The sequence below is a fragment of the Exobacillus caeni genome, assembly GCF_005747095.1.
Classification (GTDB): Bacteria; Bacillota; Bacilli; order Bacillales; family Guptibacillaceae; genus Exobacillus; species Exobacillus caeni.
Genome location: NZ_SWLG01000004.1, coordinates 276,631 through 292,385 on the forward strand (window position 1 = coordinate 276,631; position 15,755 = coordinate 292,385).

11 protein-coding genes and 1 riboswitch are annotated in these 15,755 nt (G+C 40.6%); of the genes, 8 read left to right on the plus strand and 3 right to left on the minus strand.

What is annotated here, in order from left to right; genetic code table 11:
* Positions 1–109: 109 nt before the first annotated feature.
* Positions 110–691, minus strand: a complete 582-nt coding sequence (locus FCL54_RS06920) for an ECF transporter S component (RefSeq protein WP_138124676.1) — start codon at positions 689–691, stop codon at positions 110–112.
* 144 nt (positions 692–835) lie between these two features.
* Positions 836–971: riboswitch (FMN riboswitch) on the minus strand.
* A 258-nt stretch (positions 972–1,229) separates the two neighbouring features.
* Complete coding sequence (locus FCL54_RS06925) at positions 1,230–1,535, minus strand: c-type cytochrome (RefSeq protein ID WP_425467110.1); 306 nt, start codon at positions 1,533–1,535, stop codon at positions 1,230–1,232.
* Between the two features lie 277 nt (positions 1,536–1,812).
* Between FCL54_RS06925 and spoIIP the strand changes: the two genes are divergently transcribed.
* Positions 1,813–2,988 (plus strand): stage II sporulation protein P, encoded by a 1,176-nt coding sequence (gene spoIIP, locus FCL54_RS06930; RefSeq protein WP_246055162.1) that lies wholly within the window; start codon positions 1,813–1,815, stop codon positions 2,986–2,988.
* Between the two features lie 41 nt (positions 2,989–3,029).
* Here spoIIP and FCL54_RS06935 read toward each other — a convergent pair whose 3' ends face one another.
* Positions 3,030–3,614 carry a YitT family protein gene (locus tag FCL54_RS06935; protein WP_138124682.1) on the minus strand — a complete coding sequence of 195 codons (585 nt, stop codon included), beginning with the start codon at positions 3,612–3,614 and terminating at the stop codon, positions 3,030–3,032.
* A 522-nt stretch (positions 3,615–4,136) separates the two neighbouring features.
* Between FCL54_RS06935 and FCL54_RS06940 the strand changes: the two genes are divergently transcribed.
* From FCL54_RS06940 to FCL54_RS06970, 7 genes are all read left to right on the plus strand, one after another.
* Positions 4,137–6,548, plus strand: a complete 2,412-nt coding sequence (locus tag FCL54_RS06940) for a sensor domain-containing protein (RefSeq protein WP_138124685.1) — start codon at positions 4,137–4,139, stop codon at positions 6,546–6,548.
* Positions 6,549–6,574: 26 nt separating this feature from the next.
* Positions 6,575–7,597 (plus strand): low-specificity L-threonine aldolase, encoded by a 1,023-nt coding sequence (gene ltaE / locus FCL54_RS06945; protein WP_138124688.1) that lies wholly within the window; start codon positions 6,575–6,577, stop codon positions 7,595–7,597.
* A 241-nt stretch (positions 7,598–7,838) separates the two neighbouring features.
* Positions 7,839–9,482 (plus strand): M4 family metallopeptidase, encoded by a 1,644-nt coding sequence (locus tag FCL54_RS06950; protein ID WP_138124690.1) that lies wholly within the window; start codon positions 7,839–7,841, stop codon positions 9,480–9,482.
* A gap of 253 nt (positions 9,483–9,735) precedes the next feature.
* Positions 9,736–11,340 carry a Na+/H+ antiporter gene (locus FCL54_RS06955; protein ID WP_138124693.1) on the plus strand — a complete coding sequence of 535 codons (1,605 nt, stop codon included), beginning with the start codon at positions 9,736–9,738 and terminating at the stop codon, positions 11,338–11,340.
* Positions 11,341–12,149: 809 nt separating this feature from the next.
* The gene (locus FCL54_RS06960; RefSeq protein WP_138124696.1) at positions 12,150–12,686 is read left to right on the plus strand and encodes a GNAT family N-acetyltransferase; all 537 of its coding nucleotides are present in this window, start codon (positions 12,150–12,152) and stop codon (positions 12,684–12,686) included.
* Positions 12,687–13,139: 453 nt separating this feature from the next.
* Positions 13,140–14,354, plus strand: coding sequence for an HD-GYP domain-containing protein (locus tag FCL54_RS06965; RefSeq protein ID WP_138124699.1), 1,215 nt, complete (start codon positions 13,140–13,142; stop codon positions 14,352–14,354).
* 128 nt (positions 14,355–14,482) lie between these two features.
* Positions 14,483–15,670 carry a peptidase gene (locus FCL54_RS06970; RefSeq protein ID WP_138124701.1) on the plus strand — a complete coding sequence of 396 codons (1,188 nt, stop codon included), beginning with the start codon at positions 14,483–14,485 and terminating at the stop codon, positions 15,668–15,670.
* Positions 15,671–15,755: the final 85 nt, after the last annotated feature.

The following is a 15,755-nucleotide window of genomic DNA, read 5'->3' on the forward strand; positions in this document are numbered from 1 at the left end:
GGAACAGAGAGGATAATAAGGAAGAGCCGGTACAGGGGAACTAAAGTGAAAGCGGGTGTAACATTGAAAATACAAAACAACCGAACCTGAGTTGGTTCGGTTGTTCATGCTATGCTATTTTAGTTTGTCTGGCAAACCATGGCTGCAGTTTCACAAATAGTAGAATGAAAGAAACTGCAATGATTATTCCTTTTATAATATTAAACGGTGTTATGCCTGTTAAAACAAGTGTCGAGCGTGCTGCAGCTGACATTTCTTCAAATCCCATAAACCAGGTATAAGCAGGCAGGATCAGGACATAATTCAATAATCCCATGATTATGGACATTAATAAAGTACCTGCGACTAACCCGACTGTCAGCCCTTTTTTCGTTTGTTTAAATTTACGGAAGATATATGCGGTCGGTACGATGAACAGCGTTCCTGCTATAAAGTTAGCAAGCTGACCGACAGGCACGCCAGTAAAGCTTCCGGCAATTCCGTAATGAATCGTATTTTTGATTGCTTCTACCGCCACTCCCGCAAGTGGACCGTACAGGACAGCTACAAATAACGCTGGGATCTCACTAAAGTCAATTTGCAAGAATGGAGGAAACCCCGGCAATGGAAAATCTAGCAGCATCAGTAAATAAGAAATACTGCTGAACATGGCCACAACAATCATGCGTTGTGTTTTTGATCTTGTTTTCATAGAATAAATCTCTCCCTTTTTTCCGAACCATCGAAAAAGGAGATGTGGTCCCACAGCCAGAAAATAAAAAAAACCGAGAGTGCAGGGCTCCGGTTTTTGGCATGGGGGAATAAAGCAAGCTATAATGTTAAAACTTGCTCTGACCACCATCTTCTCCCATCCAGACTATACTGTCGGCCCTGGAATCGCACCAGATCCTGCCCAAAATAAAGGCTCGCGGACTTAGGAAAACTTCTCCATCACCGCCGGTCGGGAATTACACCCTGCCCCGAAGATAGTTCGATATTTAATTACAGTTATAATTATACCTCTGTTGATAGCTATTCTCAAATAAAATATCTTTCACTTGTTGAGTATTGGTGAATTAAATGTTAAACAGGAAGGCAATACAGATACAACGGTAAGATACCGATTCATGCAGCCCCTAAATTATAATCTAGATTTTGTTTGATTATAATAGGTACCTGTTGCTACTAGTTATGTTTTAAAACGTGAAAAAAGCCTTCTGACATATCAGAAAGCTTTTTGGTAACCGAAATTATTTTTTCTCTGAAAGCCACTTGGCTACGGCTTCGGCTTCTTTACCTTTGATAACACCTGCAGGCATTCCTCCGCCTTTACCATTCTGGATAATGCCAAGAATCTCTTCTTGAGAGTACTTTCCTCCGACCTTGTTAAGAGCTGGTCCAACTTGCCCTTCAAGATTCTGACCGTGACAGCTTGCACAGTTAGCTGCAAAGACTTCTTCAGCATTAACTTCTGTTCCAGCTTCTTCGCCGTGTTCTTCTCCGCCGCCAGCCTGTTCTTCAGTTGACGTTAGCCAGTATGTAAATCCCACGACAATGCCAAGGAAAACAATCACCGATAATGTATAAGCCAGGTACTTATTCAACCGTATCACCTCCGATAATATCATATCACATTTTAAGATTAGATTAGAATTGCCTATCTTTATTTTTTCTTTTTTTTACAATACTATACATTTACTATTTTTGATTCTAGTAAACTTCTTCTTCTAATTTAAATCACCTGTTCATAGAAATAGAATAACACAAAAGAAAAAGAACCTTTTATCTATTTGATAAAGAAAATAAGTACAAGCTCAGAAAGGATGTAAGGTCATGAGAGGATCAGCGTTTGGAATGTATGGACAGCCGCGGGAGAGGCATCTTAGAACGATATCTTTTTTTATAATCTTAGGTTTAATTGTCTTGTTTATCATGGTAGGCTTTATTACCTCTTCTGAATCAAAATACCGCTTATCTTCGTCCATGCTCCATGAATGGATAACGAGTTTTTCTACTGAAGCGCTGGTTTATACAATGGGTTGGGAAAATCCTTATTTTACACAAGTTTTGCCTGAAGGAAGTGAACCGCCTGCCCTCTCGTCGGTAGCCTTTCAATTTGCTACAAGTGTAAAACCAGGCGATATACGGAGCTTGCTCGGAAGGGAACTTCCTGGCTTTGCATTATATGATTCCAAGATTCTAATTGCCGGTGAAGGAACGGATTATACCAATCTACCAAATGAATCAGCTCCGCCTGTTGAAGAATTGTTGAAAGAGAGGAAAGTTGCCGAAGAACAACTGAAGGTAAGTGACCCGCAGCAGCCGATAGCACCACCGGTACAAACCACAAATGGAAAGAAGGTTGTGTATATCTACCATACACACAGCTGGGAATCTTTTCTTCCTCTTTTAGGACTTGAAGGATCGAAGGATACAAACAAAGCGTCAGATGGAAAAACAAACATTACCTTGATTGGGGAAAAGCTGGGAGAAGAGCTTGAAAAGAGGGGGATTGGAACACAGGTAGATACGACAAATATTGGTTCTGTCTTAAATAATAAAGGCTGGGATTCTTATAAATCCTATGATGCATCGAGGCCTATCGTACAATCTGCGATGGGTAGCAATCAGGACCTGCAGTTTTTCTTTGATCTGCACCGGGATTCATTCAGGGAAAAGGTCACAACAGCTACGATAAATAATAAGTCTTACGCTCGGACATTTTTTGTCATCGGAAAAGAAAACCCTCACTATGAGCAAAACTACCAGATGGCAACAGAACTGCATAAAGCCCTTGAAAAGAGGTATCCGGGGTTAAGCAGAGGAGTAATCGAAAAACAGGGAAAAGGAGTCAACGGGGTATATAACCAGGATTTGTCTCCAAATTCGCTGTTGATCGAAATCGGCGGGGTGGATAATTCGATCGAAGAGTTGAACCGAACGGTCGTTGCACTTGCTGAAGTGATCAGTGACTTTTACTGGCAGGCACAAAAAGTTAGCGCAGAATAATAAATAAGAGACTGGCTCATCCCAGACGGTGAGCCAATCTCTTATTTTACCCATTCTTCCTTTTTCCTGACTGTTAGAACACTTGTTGCAAATCCAACCGCAGAGATGGTTAAAGCGGAGTACAACGAGGAATCCAACCCGATTGTCGGTGCACCTGCCAGGATGACAAAACCATCGATTAAAAAGATAATAATACCAACGTTCATAGAAGTGAAACTGGCGATAAACTGGGCGAGCAAATCGGTTCCACCCGTACTTGTTTTATGGCGAAGCATGATTCCGATTCCTGTGCCGACCAATATACCGCCGATCAAGGCACTTAACAAGATAGAGGTAGTAAAGATCCCTCTTAAGGGAGTTAGAATATCGATGAATAAAGAAGATAACAACAGGCCGTGGAGACTGTTATAGAAATATGTCCGAAAATAAATAAAGGCATAAATATAAAGGGGAACACTCAACAGAATGATTGTCAGGCCAGGTTTATATCCCCACATATACTTAACTATAAGCCCTATACCGATCATCCCGCCATCGATTAAATGATGGGGAACAAGAAAACCGTTAATCCCTGCCCCTACGAGAAAACTTCCCGTCATTACAGCCAGGAAACGCTTGAAAACCATGACTATCACCTGCTTTGGATAAAACTTTTTTGTCCAGAGAATAAATTTATAAGATGAAGTTATTCGATGAAGAGCAAATATGAGAGCTAACGTACAAGGACGACTAACCTCAGCCTTCACTTAAGGGCTTGCCAATCGGTGAGTTTTCTTTACCGTATAGAACATATAACTTTTATAGCGGAGGAGAAGGACCGACGTCGCAAAAAAGTTTAAGAATATAGATAAGAGCAACTACACCTCTGCCTTCACTTAAGGTCTTGGCAATCGGAGAGTTTTCTTTATATGTATGTCCTAATGCTTCCTTTCATTCGAAAAGGATACATTGTAGGATGATGATGGAAACAAGGGAAGCCGGGGAATAAAAGTGAAAAATATTATTCTATTTTAAGAGGAGAACGTAAAATTTAGCAGAAATAATCTATTGGTGGAAAAATAAGGGGGAAATTGAAGTTTTTTATGTAAAAAGTCATTATTGCAAGGATAAAGAAAGAAAAATGGGAGACCGTTGAACGGAGATATAAAATGACTGGAACTCTTGAACCATACAATATTAATTATTTTTTTACGTTGATTGGAATCATAACGTCTATCTCTGCATTTTACCTTTTCTTTACTACGATTCAGAGAATAAATGATGAGATGGTTCTTTATAAAAGAAAAGTTTTGTGGAGTGGCTCGGTTGGGGTTGGTCTGGCGTTCTGGATATCGAATCTGTCTATTTCCTTATCGATCATCGATATCATGCCGGCAGATAAAATCATAACCCACTTTGTCGCTGTATTTACTGGCAGTACACTTATTGTTTTCTTCGTCCTAAAAGCGGGGATCAACCAGTTTGTGAGACCCCTGGAATATTTTTTATCTGGATTGTTCATTTCTATCGGGTTACTGCTAGTCCTCATTGCTGGTATCATTATTCTATTTTCTAAAGATATCGTATTTATGCCCTTGTTTTTTGTCATAACGTTCCTAACTACTACCGGGTATGCCTATTCGGCTTTTCGCTTTGTATTACAGCTTGCAAGAGAGTCATCAAATACTGTAATCGGAAAGTGGAAGGCACATGGCAGTACTATTATGGGGATCACGTTTTCCATAACACCGTACCTTGCGTTTTTTTCGTTTTTAAAATCGGAGCTTATCACCGATCTCGAGCCTGCGAATGCTTTTTTGATCTTGTTAGGCCTTGAGCTTGCTGCTGTCTGGCTGTTGAATTTTATGCCCGACTGGTTTGGAGAATCAAAACGGCTGGAACAAACAGCAAGATTGCAAGAAAATCAGCAGCACTACGGTTCCTTGTTTGAAAACAATCCCGATGCAGTGTTCTCTCTTAACCAGAGCGGGTTTTTTACAAGTGTGAACAAGGTTGTTACTAAAATGACGGGATATTCTGAAGAAGAGCTGAAAAAGATGTCTTTCTTTCCGCTTCTGGGCAATGATGTTCGGAAGAAAGCTTTGTATTACTTTGAAAAAGCATTAAAGGGGAGAATGGATACATATGAACTGGCGATCGTGAAGAAAGATGACGATCCGCTGTACCTGCTCGTCTCCCTTATGCCCATTACTATCAATGAGGAAGTTACCGGGGTATATGGCATTGCGAAAGATATAACTCAGAGCAAGAAAACGGAAAACATGATTCACTATCTCGCCTATCATGATGAATTGACAGGACTGCCTAACCGGCGCTATTTTGTCAAAAGGGTCCGTGCTCATATAAAAAAGCACAAAAATAAAACGTTTGCCGTCCTCTTATTGGATTTTGACCGTTTTAAAAAAATCAACGATATTTTTGGGCATGCATTTGGTGATAAAGTGATCGAGGCAATTGCAATTCGTTTAAAGGAGAGCATTCCTGAAGACAGCGTTGTTTCAAGAATAGGCGGGGATGAATTTACCGTGTTCATTCCATCGCTGCCATCGGTTGAATACATCAACACCATTTCCCAACAGCTTATTGCAGTATTTCACAAGCCTCTCCAGATTGAAAAACAGGAATGTTTGTTAACAACAAGCATTGGAGTTTCCGTATATCCTGAGCACGGAGAAAGTACAGATGAGCTTCTGAAAAATGCGGATATTGCCATGTACCATGTGAAGGATCACGGCACGAACAATTATTGCATCTACAAGCCAGAAATGAACAATAACACGCTGGATAAAATCATAATGGAAAATGACTTGAAGCGGGCTATCGACACTCGAGAAGTGATCGTCTATTATCAGCCTAAGTTTGATACAAAGAAAAATATACTGATCGGCTTTGAAGCACTGGCAAGATGGAACCATCCTGAGCTTGGGCTGATATCCCCTTGTGAATTTATTCCTATCGCAGAGGAAACCGGCTTAATAATCGAATTGGAAAAGCTTGTCCTCGAACAGGCATGCGAACAAATGAAACAGTGGCATGAGCAGGGAGCATCTTCGCTTCTGATCGCAGTCAACCTTTCACAAAGGCATTTCTACCAGGAAGATGTGCTTTGCCGGATAAACGGAATATTGGAAAAAAGCAAGTTAGAAGCAAGGTTTTTAGAAATTGAAATCACAGAAAGCATGGCTATGTTTAATGAAAAAGCAACGATTACTAAATTAAATGACCTAAGGGACAGGGGCATTCAAATTAGCATCGATGACTTCGGAACAGGTTACAGTTCATTAAGCTATCTGGGCAAGCTTCCGATTAACCGTTTAAAGATTGATAAATCCTTTATTTTGGATATCTGCACAAACAGAAAAAATGAAGCGATCGTTAAATTGATGATTTCAATGGCTGACCATTTAAGCCTTTCTATTCTTGCCGAAGGAGTAGAATCGAAAGAGCAAATCGACCTGCTTCAGGAACTGGGATGTATTGAAGTCCAGGGTTATTATTACTGCCAACCTGTTCCTGCTGAAGAAGCAGCAAAATTTCTTAAAGCAGATTCTGTTGTATAATGGAGTAAAACAACAGGAGGGTAACCATGATTGACTTACGAAGTGATACGGTGACAAAGCCAACAGAAGAGATGAGAAAAGCGATGTATGAAGCAGAAGTCGGGGATGATGTTTACGGGGAAGACCCTACCGTAAATAAATTAGAAAAAAGAGCGGCACAAATGCTTGGTAAAGAGGATGCTTTGTTTGTAACGAGTGGAACCCAGGGAAATCAGATCGCTGTTTTAACGCATTGCCAACCGGGCAATGAGATTATACTTGAAGAGGAATCGCATGTTTTCTATTACGAGGGAGCTGGGATTTCAGCGCTTGCAGGTGTCCAGCCCCGGACTGTTAAAGGAAAACGAGGGAATATGACTGTTGAGGCTATAAAAGCGGCAATAAGACCTGTTGATATACATATGCCTAAAACAGGATTGATCATTCTTGAAAATACACATAACCGTGCGGGGGGAGCAGTTTATCCGCTTGAAGATATGAAGAATATCTATCAGCTCGCTCAGGAAAAAGGAATTCCGGTCCATATTGATGGGGCAAGGCTCTTTAATGCAGCAGTTGCCTCGGATGTAGCACTATCCGAGTATGGCAGATACAGTGACACGATCCAGGTTTGTTTATCGAAAGGCCTCGGGGCACCCGTAGGATCTGTTATAGCCGGCTCAAAAGAATTTATTGAAGAAGCCAGAAGGTGGAGAAAGATGTTAGGGGGAGGCCTGAGGCAGGTTGGAGTGTTAGCGGCACCGGGACTGGTAGCCCTTGATAATATGATTGACAGGTTGTCTCATGATCATAAAAAAGCCAGGGTGCTTGCTGAAGGAATCTCCACAATTAAAGGATTAAGCGTTAAAAATAATGTGGAGACCAACATAGTTGTCGTAGATATTTCTGAATCAGGAAAAAACGTAGGGCAGTGGACGGAAAAATTGAAAGAAAATGGTGTACTTGCAGTTGCTTTCGGTGAAAACTTACTCCGTTTTGTCACTCATTATGATGTATCCGAAGAAGAAATTCAAAGGGCTTTATCTGTCTTAAATAAAATAGCTGGCTAACAAGTTGACAGGCGTTGCGTACGCCTGTCTTTATTTTTGTCCAAAACCCTAACCGGATAGAAAAGCTTCTATTATAACATTTCCCGGCTTATCTTTGTATTGGGAAACCCGTTGATAATTAAGGGTTTATTCGCTGTTTAACTCGCTTTATTTCCCAATACAAGACGCTTTTTTTCTGTGCTACCATTAGTATAGAATATTTTAAATATTCTACAAAAAAAGATAAGGGAGAGGTAGCATGATGAAGAAAAGTTTAGCTTTAGCTCTAGCAACAGGTCTGGTATTTAGTTCCGGTTTACCGGGAGTCAATGCGATGAGTGATGATGCACTGCAGCAAAAGGCAATGGACAAAATGGAGATTGTCCAGAAAAATTTTGATAAAAATGATAAGGTACCTTCCTTTTTATCCGGTAAGCTTTCTGAGAAGTCCTACAACACGGAAAAAGAGATTAAAACATACTTAAAAGAAAATAGTGATCTTTTTAAGCTTAATCCTAAAACGGATTTGACACTGTTAGATGTTAAAACGGACGAGCTTGGAATGAAGCACTATGAATATATTCAATCTGTAAAAGGTGTCCCTGTTGAAGGTGCGAAATTTATCGTACATACAGATAAGGAAGGAAAAGTGACTGCCGTTAACGGAACTGTTCATCCAACTGCTTCTGCTGACGTTAAAACGACTTCCCCTAAGCTTAGCAAGCAGGACGCTATTGAAAAAGCCTGGGATAGCATTGATTTGACAAAAGCTGAAACGAACAACAATGGGGAGTCTGGTGAAGCGCCAAGCTTTGTAAAAAATTCGGACATGCTTGAAACTGCTGAAAAAGGCAAGCTTGTAGTACATGAAAAGAACGGAAAGTTCAGTTTAGCATATAAAGTGGAACTGCAGTTTATCGATCCGTATCCTGCGAACTGGCAAATCTTTGTAGATGCTAGAGACGGAAGTATTGTAGAGGCATACAACGCCGTTACAGCTAGTGCGACATCCGGATACGGATATGGAGTCAACGGCGGATATAAAGCATTGAACACCTATTATTCAAGTGGAACATACTATCTTTATGATGTTACAAAGCCGATGAGCGGTGTGATCAGGACAACTACTGCAAAGAACGGAACTTCTATTCCGGGATGGTACTCTGTTGACAGCAACAATGCATGGACAGCATACTCGCAGGGAGCAGATGTAGATGCCCATTACAATGCCGGTAAAGTCTATGATTATTATTACAACACGCATAACCGAAACAGTTATGATAACAGCGGGTCTACATTAACGTCTACCGTCCACTATGGTTCAAATTATAACAATGCGTTCTGGAACGGATCCCAAATGGTTTATGGAGATGGGGATGGAAGCACATTCGCTCCACTTTCAGGTGCACTTGATGTAGTGGCACACGAACTGACACATGCAGTAACAGAGCGGACTGCCGGGCTTCAGTATCAATATCAGTCAGGAGCTCTAAATGAATCGATGTCCGATGTGTTCGGCTATTTCCTTGATTCTGGTGACTGGTTGATGGGTGAGGATGTATATACTCCTGGAGTTGGAGGAGATGCTCTGCGAAGCCTTTCAAACCCAGAAGCGTATGGCCAGCCGTCTCATATGAATGATTATGTGAATACCTCGAGTGATAACGGTGGAGTTCATACGAACAGCGGGATTCCGAACAAAGCGGGTTATTTAACTATTTCTTCGATCGGTAAAAGTGCTGCAGAGAAAATTTACTATCGTGCTTTAACAGTCTATTTAACGCCGACAAGTGACTTTAGCGATGCTCGTGCTGCACTGCTTCAATCTGCCGCTGATTATTACGGCTCAGGAAGCTCGACTTATAATGCTGTTGCAAATGCATGGAATCAGGTTGGGGTTTATTAATAAAATATTTAATAGGAACGGGGCTGCTATCAAGCAGTCCTGTTTTTATGTTTTAATCCGTATTTTCCGTGTGTTGAAAAACTGAGGATGGCGATTAAAAGAAAAACGGCTTCAATTTCCAATATTTCGTTTTTTTGGTACGATAAACAGGTAAACTATAGGAGGAGTAGATTTTATCAGTTATGCCCGTTAATTTTGAAATGACTAATGATTATGGAATGGAGAATGCCAAAGAGACGGAGGATCCTTACGTATGGAAGAACTAGATTTGCATCATATAGTTGAACTCGGGTTAATCCTGCTTATGATCGCAGCAGGAATCACTGCCGTGGCCAAGAAGCTAAAGCAGCCATACCCAATCGCACTTGTAATCATCGGAACGCTGATCGGACTTCTAAACATACCTGTTTTAGAGCCGCTTAAAATGTTTATAACAGAAGGAGAAGTTTTTAACTTTGTTATTCTGACAATTTTTCTTCCTGCCCTGTTAGGTGAAGCCGCCCTTAAGCTTCCTTTCTCTCATCTTAACGAAAACCGAAGGCCAATCCTTGCGCTGGCTTTCGGCGGGACCCTTGTTTCTTTTCTTGTGATCGGTTTTTCAACCTACTTTTTTCTTGATTTGCCTATTTCAGTCGCGTTTGTGTTTGCAGCTCTGATGAGTGCAACTGACCCGGTCAGCGTGTTGTCCATCTTTAAAAGTATGGGGGTCAATAAAAGACTGTCAACAATAATCGAAGGAGAAAGTTTGTTTAACGATGGACTTGCAGTAGTCCTGTTCAAAATTTCCGCCTTTTCGCTCCTGGCTTATATCGATCAGGGATGGGGCGGAGCTGCGAGTGGTACCCTTGAGTTTATAAAAGTAGTCTCCGGTGGGTTGTTGATCGGAGGAGCGCTTGGATACGTGTTTTCAACGATTACAAAGTTTTTTGATGATTATCCGCTCGAGATAATATTTAGCATCATCCTTTTCTATGGATCGTACCTCCTTGCTGAAAGTATCCATGTTTCAGGTGTTATTGCGGTCGTAGTAGCTGCCCTTACGTTTGGCAACTATGGAGCTAGAGTAGGAATGAGTCCTACCACTAAACTTAATATCAATAACTTCTGGGATGTTGCGGCCCTCTTTGCAAATTCCATTGTCTTTTTGATGGTTGGATTAGAAATTACCCGAATTGACTTTACGGATAAATGGGGGATGATCTTAACCGCTTTGCTCATTGTTCTGATCGGTCGCAGTATAGCTGTGTATGGGAGCACGTCCTTCATTCGGAAGATACCGTTCGCATGGAAGCATGTGTTAAATTGGGGAGGATTGAAAGGTTCCCTATCAATCGCATTGGCTTTAAGCCTGCCATATGACTTTGCTGGAAGAGAAACCGTTTTAATTCTGGCCTTTAGCATCGTCCTGTTCTCTCTAGTCGTTCAGGGAATCACAATTAAGCCGTTGATATCATTCTTCGGTTTACGGGCTGAAGAAAGCGGTGCAGTAGAATATCAGCAAATTATTGTTCGATTGCACCGGTATGAAGCAGGAATTAAACAGATCCATAAAATTAAAAATCGATTGTTTATTCCGGAACCAGTTTATAAAGATCTTATAGAATCATATGAAGCCGAAATCGAAAAGGACCACCGAGCGCTCGACCAGCTTCTTGTTCGAAACCCAGACCTTAAGAGGAATCAAATGAACACCCTCTGGAAGCATGCGCTTTACGCCCAGTATGAAAAGGTTTCTGAACTGGAAAGCGAAGAAATTATTTCAGGCGAAATTGCCGAAAAAGAAAAAGAACTGATCAATGATCTGCTTGTAAATGAAGAAGGAAAAGAACTGCTTAAAGAAACAAAAACCCATCCGTAAGAAAACTGCTGCCTCACCGGGCAGCAGTTTTAATATAGGCTCTTTTCTAAAAGACTGTTGTTTCTGCATAAAAGCGATAAACTGCGACATAGCGAACGGCTGGTCGCTACGGAAATACACTACGCTTTCCGCGGGCTCGCGCTGAGCCTCCTCACTCGCAAAGAACGCTCCTTGCGGGGTCTCAGTCGTCTTCGCTGTCCCGCAGGAGTCTACGTGTATTTCCTTCGCTGAGCTGTGCTTTGACGTTCTACATTTTTGAAAAACGCCAATTGATTGGAGCAGAGGGCAGTAGACTCCTCGAAAATGTATTCGCATTTCCTTCGTGCGATGTCCAGCTGTCGAAGCCTTCCTTGTCCTGCAGGAAAAGCAAAAGCTGAAGATCCCGCAGTGTTGAAAGGTGGAGGCGAACGCCAAGAAACGAATGGATTGGACTGAACCGCATGGAGATAAGAAACAACGCCGAACGAAAGAGAGTCGATATTGCCGTATCGCAAGGAGGGGGGGGAAATCCACTAGTCTCTGTGAGCCGGAACTAGACAGGCGGTTTTTGCTTAAGCTGAAGCATTGCCCGCGGAAAGTGAACTGCCCGGAGCGAAAATCAATGCTGTAATTGCGTCGCAGTTCATCTCTTATGTGAAGCTTATTAAGCAACAAAGTCTGCGAAAAGATCCTTATATGAAAAATGATCGAAGATTCCGTTTATTATGTCGAAATACGGGAAACACCTATAATAACATATCGTATACGAAATAGTCAAAAAAGTTTGACATCTGTGCACAGGTAAAACTGTTAAGGAGGACAGTTTTTAAATGCCTTATATCCAAACCGAACGTCTGACAATGATTCCTCTTTCAATCGATTTACTTAGAGCCATGAAGTTGAAAGAAAAAAATCAACTGGGAGACATTCTTTCTGTTGAGGTGCCGGAAAACTTTTCAGTAGATGAATATGATGAAACATTATCCCTAAAAGTTAGCAATGAAGAGCTTGAACCGTTAAAATGCAAGCTGGAGGGGCCATTAATCCATACGAGAGACCAAAAAGTCATCGGAGCAATGGGCTTTCTTAAGGAACCAGACCAAAACGGAGAAGTGGAAATCGGATATACGATCATTTCAGAGTACCGTAACAAAGGTTATGTGTTTGAGATGGCAAAGGCTTTCGGTACCTGGGCATGTTACAGCACCGAAAGTGAGCATATAGAGAAAGGCGCTAATTCAAAAAGCCAGGAAAAAACAGATTTATTTTTTGAAAAAAAGGGATTATCCCGGTTGAAAATAGATTGTTCGCTAATTTCGGGTTTACTGGATCAACAAAAATATAAAGAAATTAACGGATATGTTTAAACCTCACCAGATTGTTGGTGAGGTTTTTTAGTGGAAAACCGCCGTTCATGGTAAAGATGGGTGGGATAATATAACCAATTTTTCCAATAAAAAACACGCAATAGGCCTTTCGATTTGAATGCAGATAGTACATAATGCCTTTTTATTAGCCTGTGATTTAAGTTTTTTTCTCATATTTAGCAGTGAGTTTGGGAGAAAGGACCTCCTTGGGATAAATGATGATAAAAAAAAGAATATGACAAACTATCTAGACGGGGCACTAAGTTTTTTATACACTTTGAGTAGAGGCTTTGTATTTATTTGTCGAAAAAATTGCAAAGTTAACTTTGATGGTAACCTATGATTCTATAAATTTATAGTTAGCATCCTGGGACTAGAGAGCGATAGTAAGGAAAGATTATATTTAAAATTATGCTTTAACAGCACAAATAAAAAAGCAGCGAGGGTTACTTTATGCAAAAAAGGATGATGATTTCCACTCTTTTAAACGAAGAGCTAAGAACAACAAAGCTATTTTTATATTTCTTCTATATCGTTACGTTAAGTTATGACTTAGTGTTTTATCTTATTATTCCATATGTTGAGGGGCAGATGGGTATCCCATATAAAGGGGGCTTAGGCTTCTGGTTTTATGTTTTGCTTTCCGGATTGCTGTTCGTGGCTCTTTACCTTATTAAACATAACAGAGTACATCAAGTAAAATACGTATATTTCATTGCCTTTACATTAATGAACATAGCAAATGAGTTATTAATCTACTATGATTCCGGCTTAGAATACAAGACAGGGAATGCAGTAGAAATATTTTTAGTCTTATTTTCACCTATATTTGTCAACTACCGTTTCTTCTGGCTTGTTTCCCTTGGGACAATAGTTAAGTATTTGTTGTTAGGAGGCATACTTTTAGAGCCTATTGTCATAATTCCGATCGGGCTAACTGTTATATTTGCATTAATCGCATTTGTTCTTTTAAATCGTTTTAAAGGTTATATGAGTGCGATCGAACAATCCTATGATCAACAGCTTGAAGGAATTGTCAGAGGTGTTGTAGCTACCCTCGAGTTAAAAGATCCATATACCAGAGGCCATAGTGAGAGAGTAGCTGGGTATTCTCAAATATTAGCAAAAGAGATGAATGGTTTATCAAACGATGAACTTAAAACCTACAACTATGCTTGTCTATTACATGATGTAGGCAAGGTTCATATTCCAGATCAGATATTAATGAAACCTTCACGTTTGACTGATGAAGAGTTCGAAGTTATTAAAACTCATCCGGTTGTTGGAGCACAAGCAGTTACAGGTATCGAAGGGCTTGAGAGTTGCCTTGATGTCATTAAATATCATCATGAACGCTGGGATGGCAAGGGTTATCCAAATGGATTAAGCAAGACAAATATTCCTTTGCTGGCAAGAGTGACAGCTATAGCCGATGCCTATGATGCGATGACGTCTTCAAGGTCTTATCGTTCCGCGATGTCCCATGAAGAAGCATACAAACGAATCGTTGAAGGAGAAGGCACACAGTTTGACCCTAATCTGGTAAAAGTTTTTAAAAAGGTCTCAAACTCTTTTATAGATTATTCAGTAGACTACCATAAAAACGCAAAACAAATTGATTATCCAAATTTTGGTGCTGATATTAAGGAATTAGGGGAGGTGAAATAATGAAAATCAGAAAGCTAAAGAAAATTAAAACAACTTGCTGGTGGTGTATGTGGGATAGATGGAGAACTTAAAGTAGAAGAGGGATGCCAATATAGGCATCCCTATTTCATAATTAAGGAATGATAATCATGGAAATCAGCTATGACAGCCAAATAAAGTTATCACAGATTGCCATTCACATAGATAAGAAAAATAGTATCGTCGAAAACAGCGATACCGGCGAATACTTTGAAATCCCGGAACCTGGCATTATTGCTATCGAGGGATTGCAGAGTAATATGGATCTTAAAGAACTTGAAGCGAGTTTAAAGAAGAGGTTTCCTGAAGAAGACATTGATTTGCTTGATTTTATTGACCAGTTGCTGGAACTCGGCCTTGTCAGCGAAGTGGATGGAGTAGAAGTGGCTGATAGAGCTGTTTCCGGTTCTTCTGATAAGTTCAGCTGGCTTCCAGCCCGGGCCGGGAAGTTTTTCTTTAACAGGATTTCTACCAGAGTTTACATGCTGTTGTTCTTTTTCAATATCATTATTTTTTCAATCAAACCTGAATTATTCCCGAATTATAAAGATATCTTTTTGTTTGATTCACTTATGTTGAATATCCTGCTGATGATGGGACTCTCTTTGCTTTTGATAGTGGTGCATGAATTAGGCCATGTGCTGGCAGTACGATCATATGGATTACCGACCTCGCTCGGCATCAGCCATCGGTTGTTTTTAGTAGTGTTTGAAACGGACATGACCCATGCCTGGCGATTGCCTGCAAGAGAGAGAAATGTGTTATATCTTGCCGGGATGTGTTTTGACAACGTAGTATTATTTGTTGCTCTAATCGCCCAGATCGCTTTTCCGGAGGCTTCTTCCCTCTTCCCGGGTATTCTAGCGATTGCGGTTTTAGACATTGTGATAAAAATGATCTACCAGTGTTGCTTCTATATGAAAACAGATTTATATTATGTTTTTGAAAATACTACCGGCTGCTATAATTTGATGGAAAACAGTAAGGTGTATTTGCGAAAGTGGCTTCCTTTTCTCCCGGCAGAAAAGCATACTGAGATGTTTGAAGGGGAGGTTAAGATAGTCCGGCTGTATAGTATTTTCTATCTTACCGGAGTTCTTCTCACCTTAGGGGTCTTTATAGGGTATGGCATTCCACAGATGGTGTACGCTTACTCACAACTTCTGCCTAACCTGTTGAGGCCGGTCTCAGATCCTTATTTCTGGGATTCGTTTGCCGTCCTTTTCCAGATACTCATCGTTCTCAGTCTGCTTTTATATTCCTGGACAAGAAAATATAAACAAAGAGCACATAGTTAATAAAACATTACAGGCCAGGATGCCTGTATTTTTTTTGCCGTATAGGAGGTACAACTGTTGCCGTTTTCTTCGTGAAGGCAATTGT

Excerpts from the sequence above, each read along its gene's own strand:
- FCL54_RS06955 (WP_138124693.1), top strand. The coding sequence starts at position 9,736 with ATGGAAGAACTAGATTTGCATCATATAGTTGAACTCGGGTTAATCCTG.
- FCL54_RS06935 (WP_138124682.1), bottom strand. The coding sequence starts at position 3,614 with ATGGTTTTCAAGCGTTTCCTGGCTGTAATGACGGGAAGTTTTCTCGTA.
- FCL54_RS06940 (WP_138124685.1), top strand. The coding sequence starts at position 4,137 with ATGACTGGAACTCTTGAACCATACAATATTAATTATTTTTTTACGTTG.
- FCL54_RS06920 (WP_138124676.1), bottom strand. The coding sequence starts at position 691 with ATGAAAACAAGATCAAAAACACAACGCATGATTGTTGTGGCCATGTTC.
- ltaE (WP_138124688.1), top strand. The coding sequence starts at position 6,575 with ATGATTGACTTACGAAGTGATACGGTGACAAAGCCAACAGAAGAGATG.
- spoIIP (WP_246055162.1), top strand. The coding sequence starts at position 1,813 with ATGAGAGGATCAGCGTTTGGAATGTATGGACAGCCGCGGGAGAGGCAT.
- FCL54_RS06960 (WP_138124696.1), top strand. The coding sequence starts at position 12,150 with ATGCCTTATATCCAAACCGAACGTCTGACAATGATTCCTCTTTCAATC.
- FCL54_RS06950 (WP_138124690.1), top strand. The coding sequence starts at position 7,839 with ATGAAGAAAAGTTTAGCTTTAGCTCTAGCAACAGGTCTGGTATTTAGT.
- FCL54_RS06970 (WP_138124701.1), top strand. The coding sequence starts at position 14,483 with ATGGAAATCAGCTATGACAGCCAAATAAAGTTATCACAGATTGCCATT.
- FCL54_RS06965 (WP_138124699.1), top strand. The coding sequence starts at position 13,140 with ATGCAAAAAAGGATGATGATTTCCACTCTTTTAAACGAAGAGCTAAGA.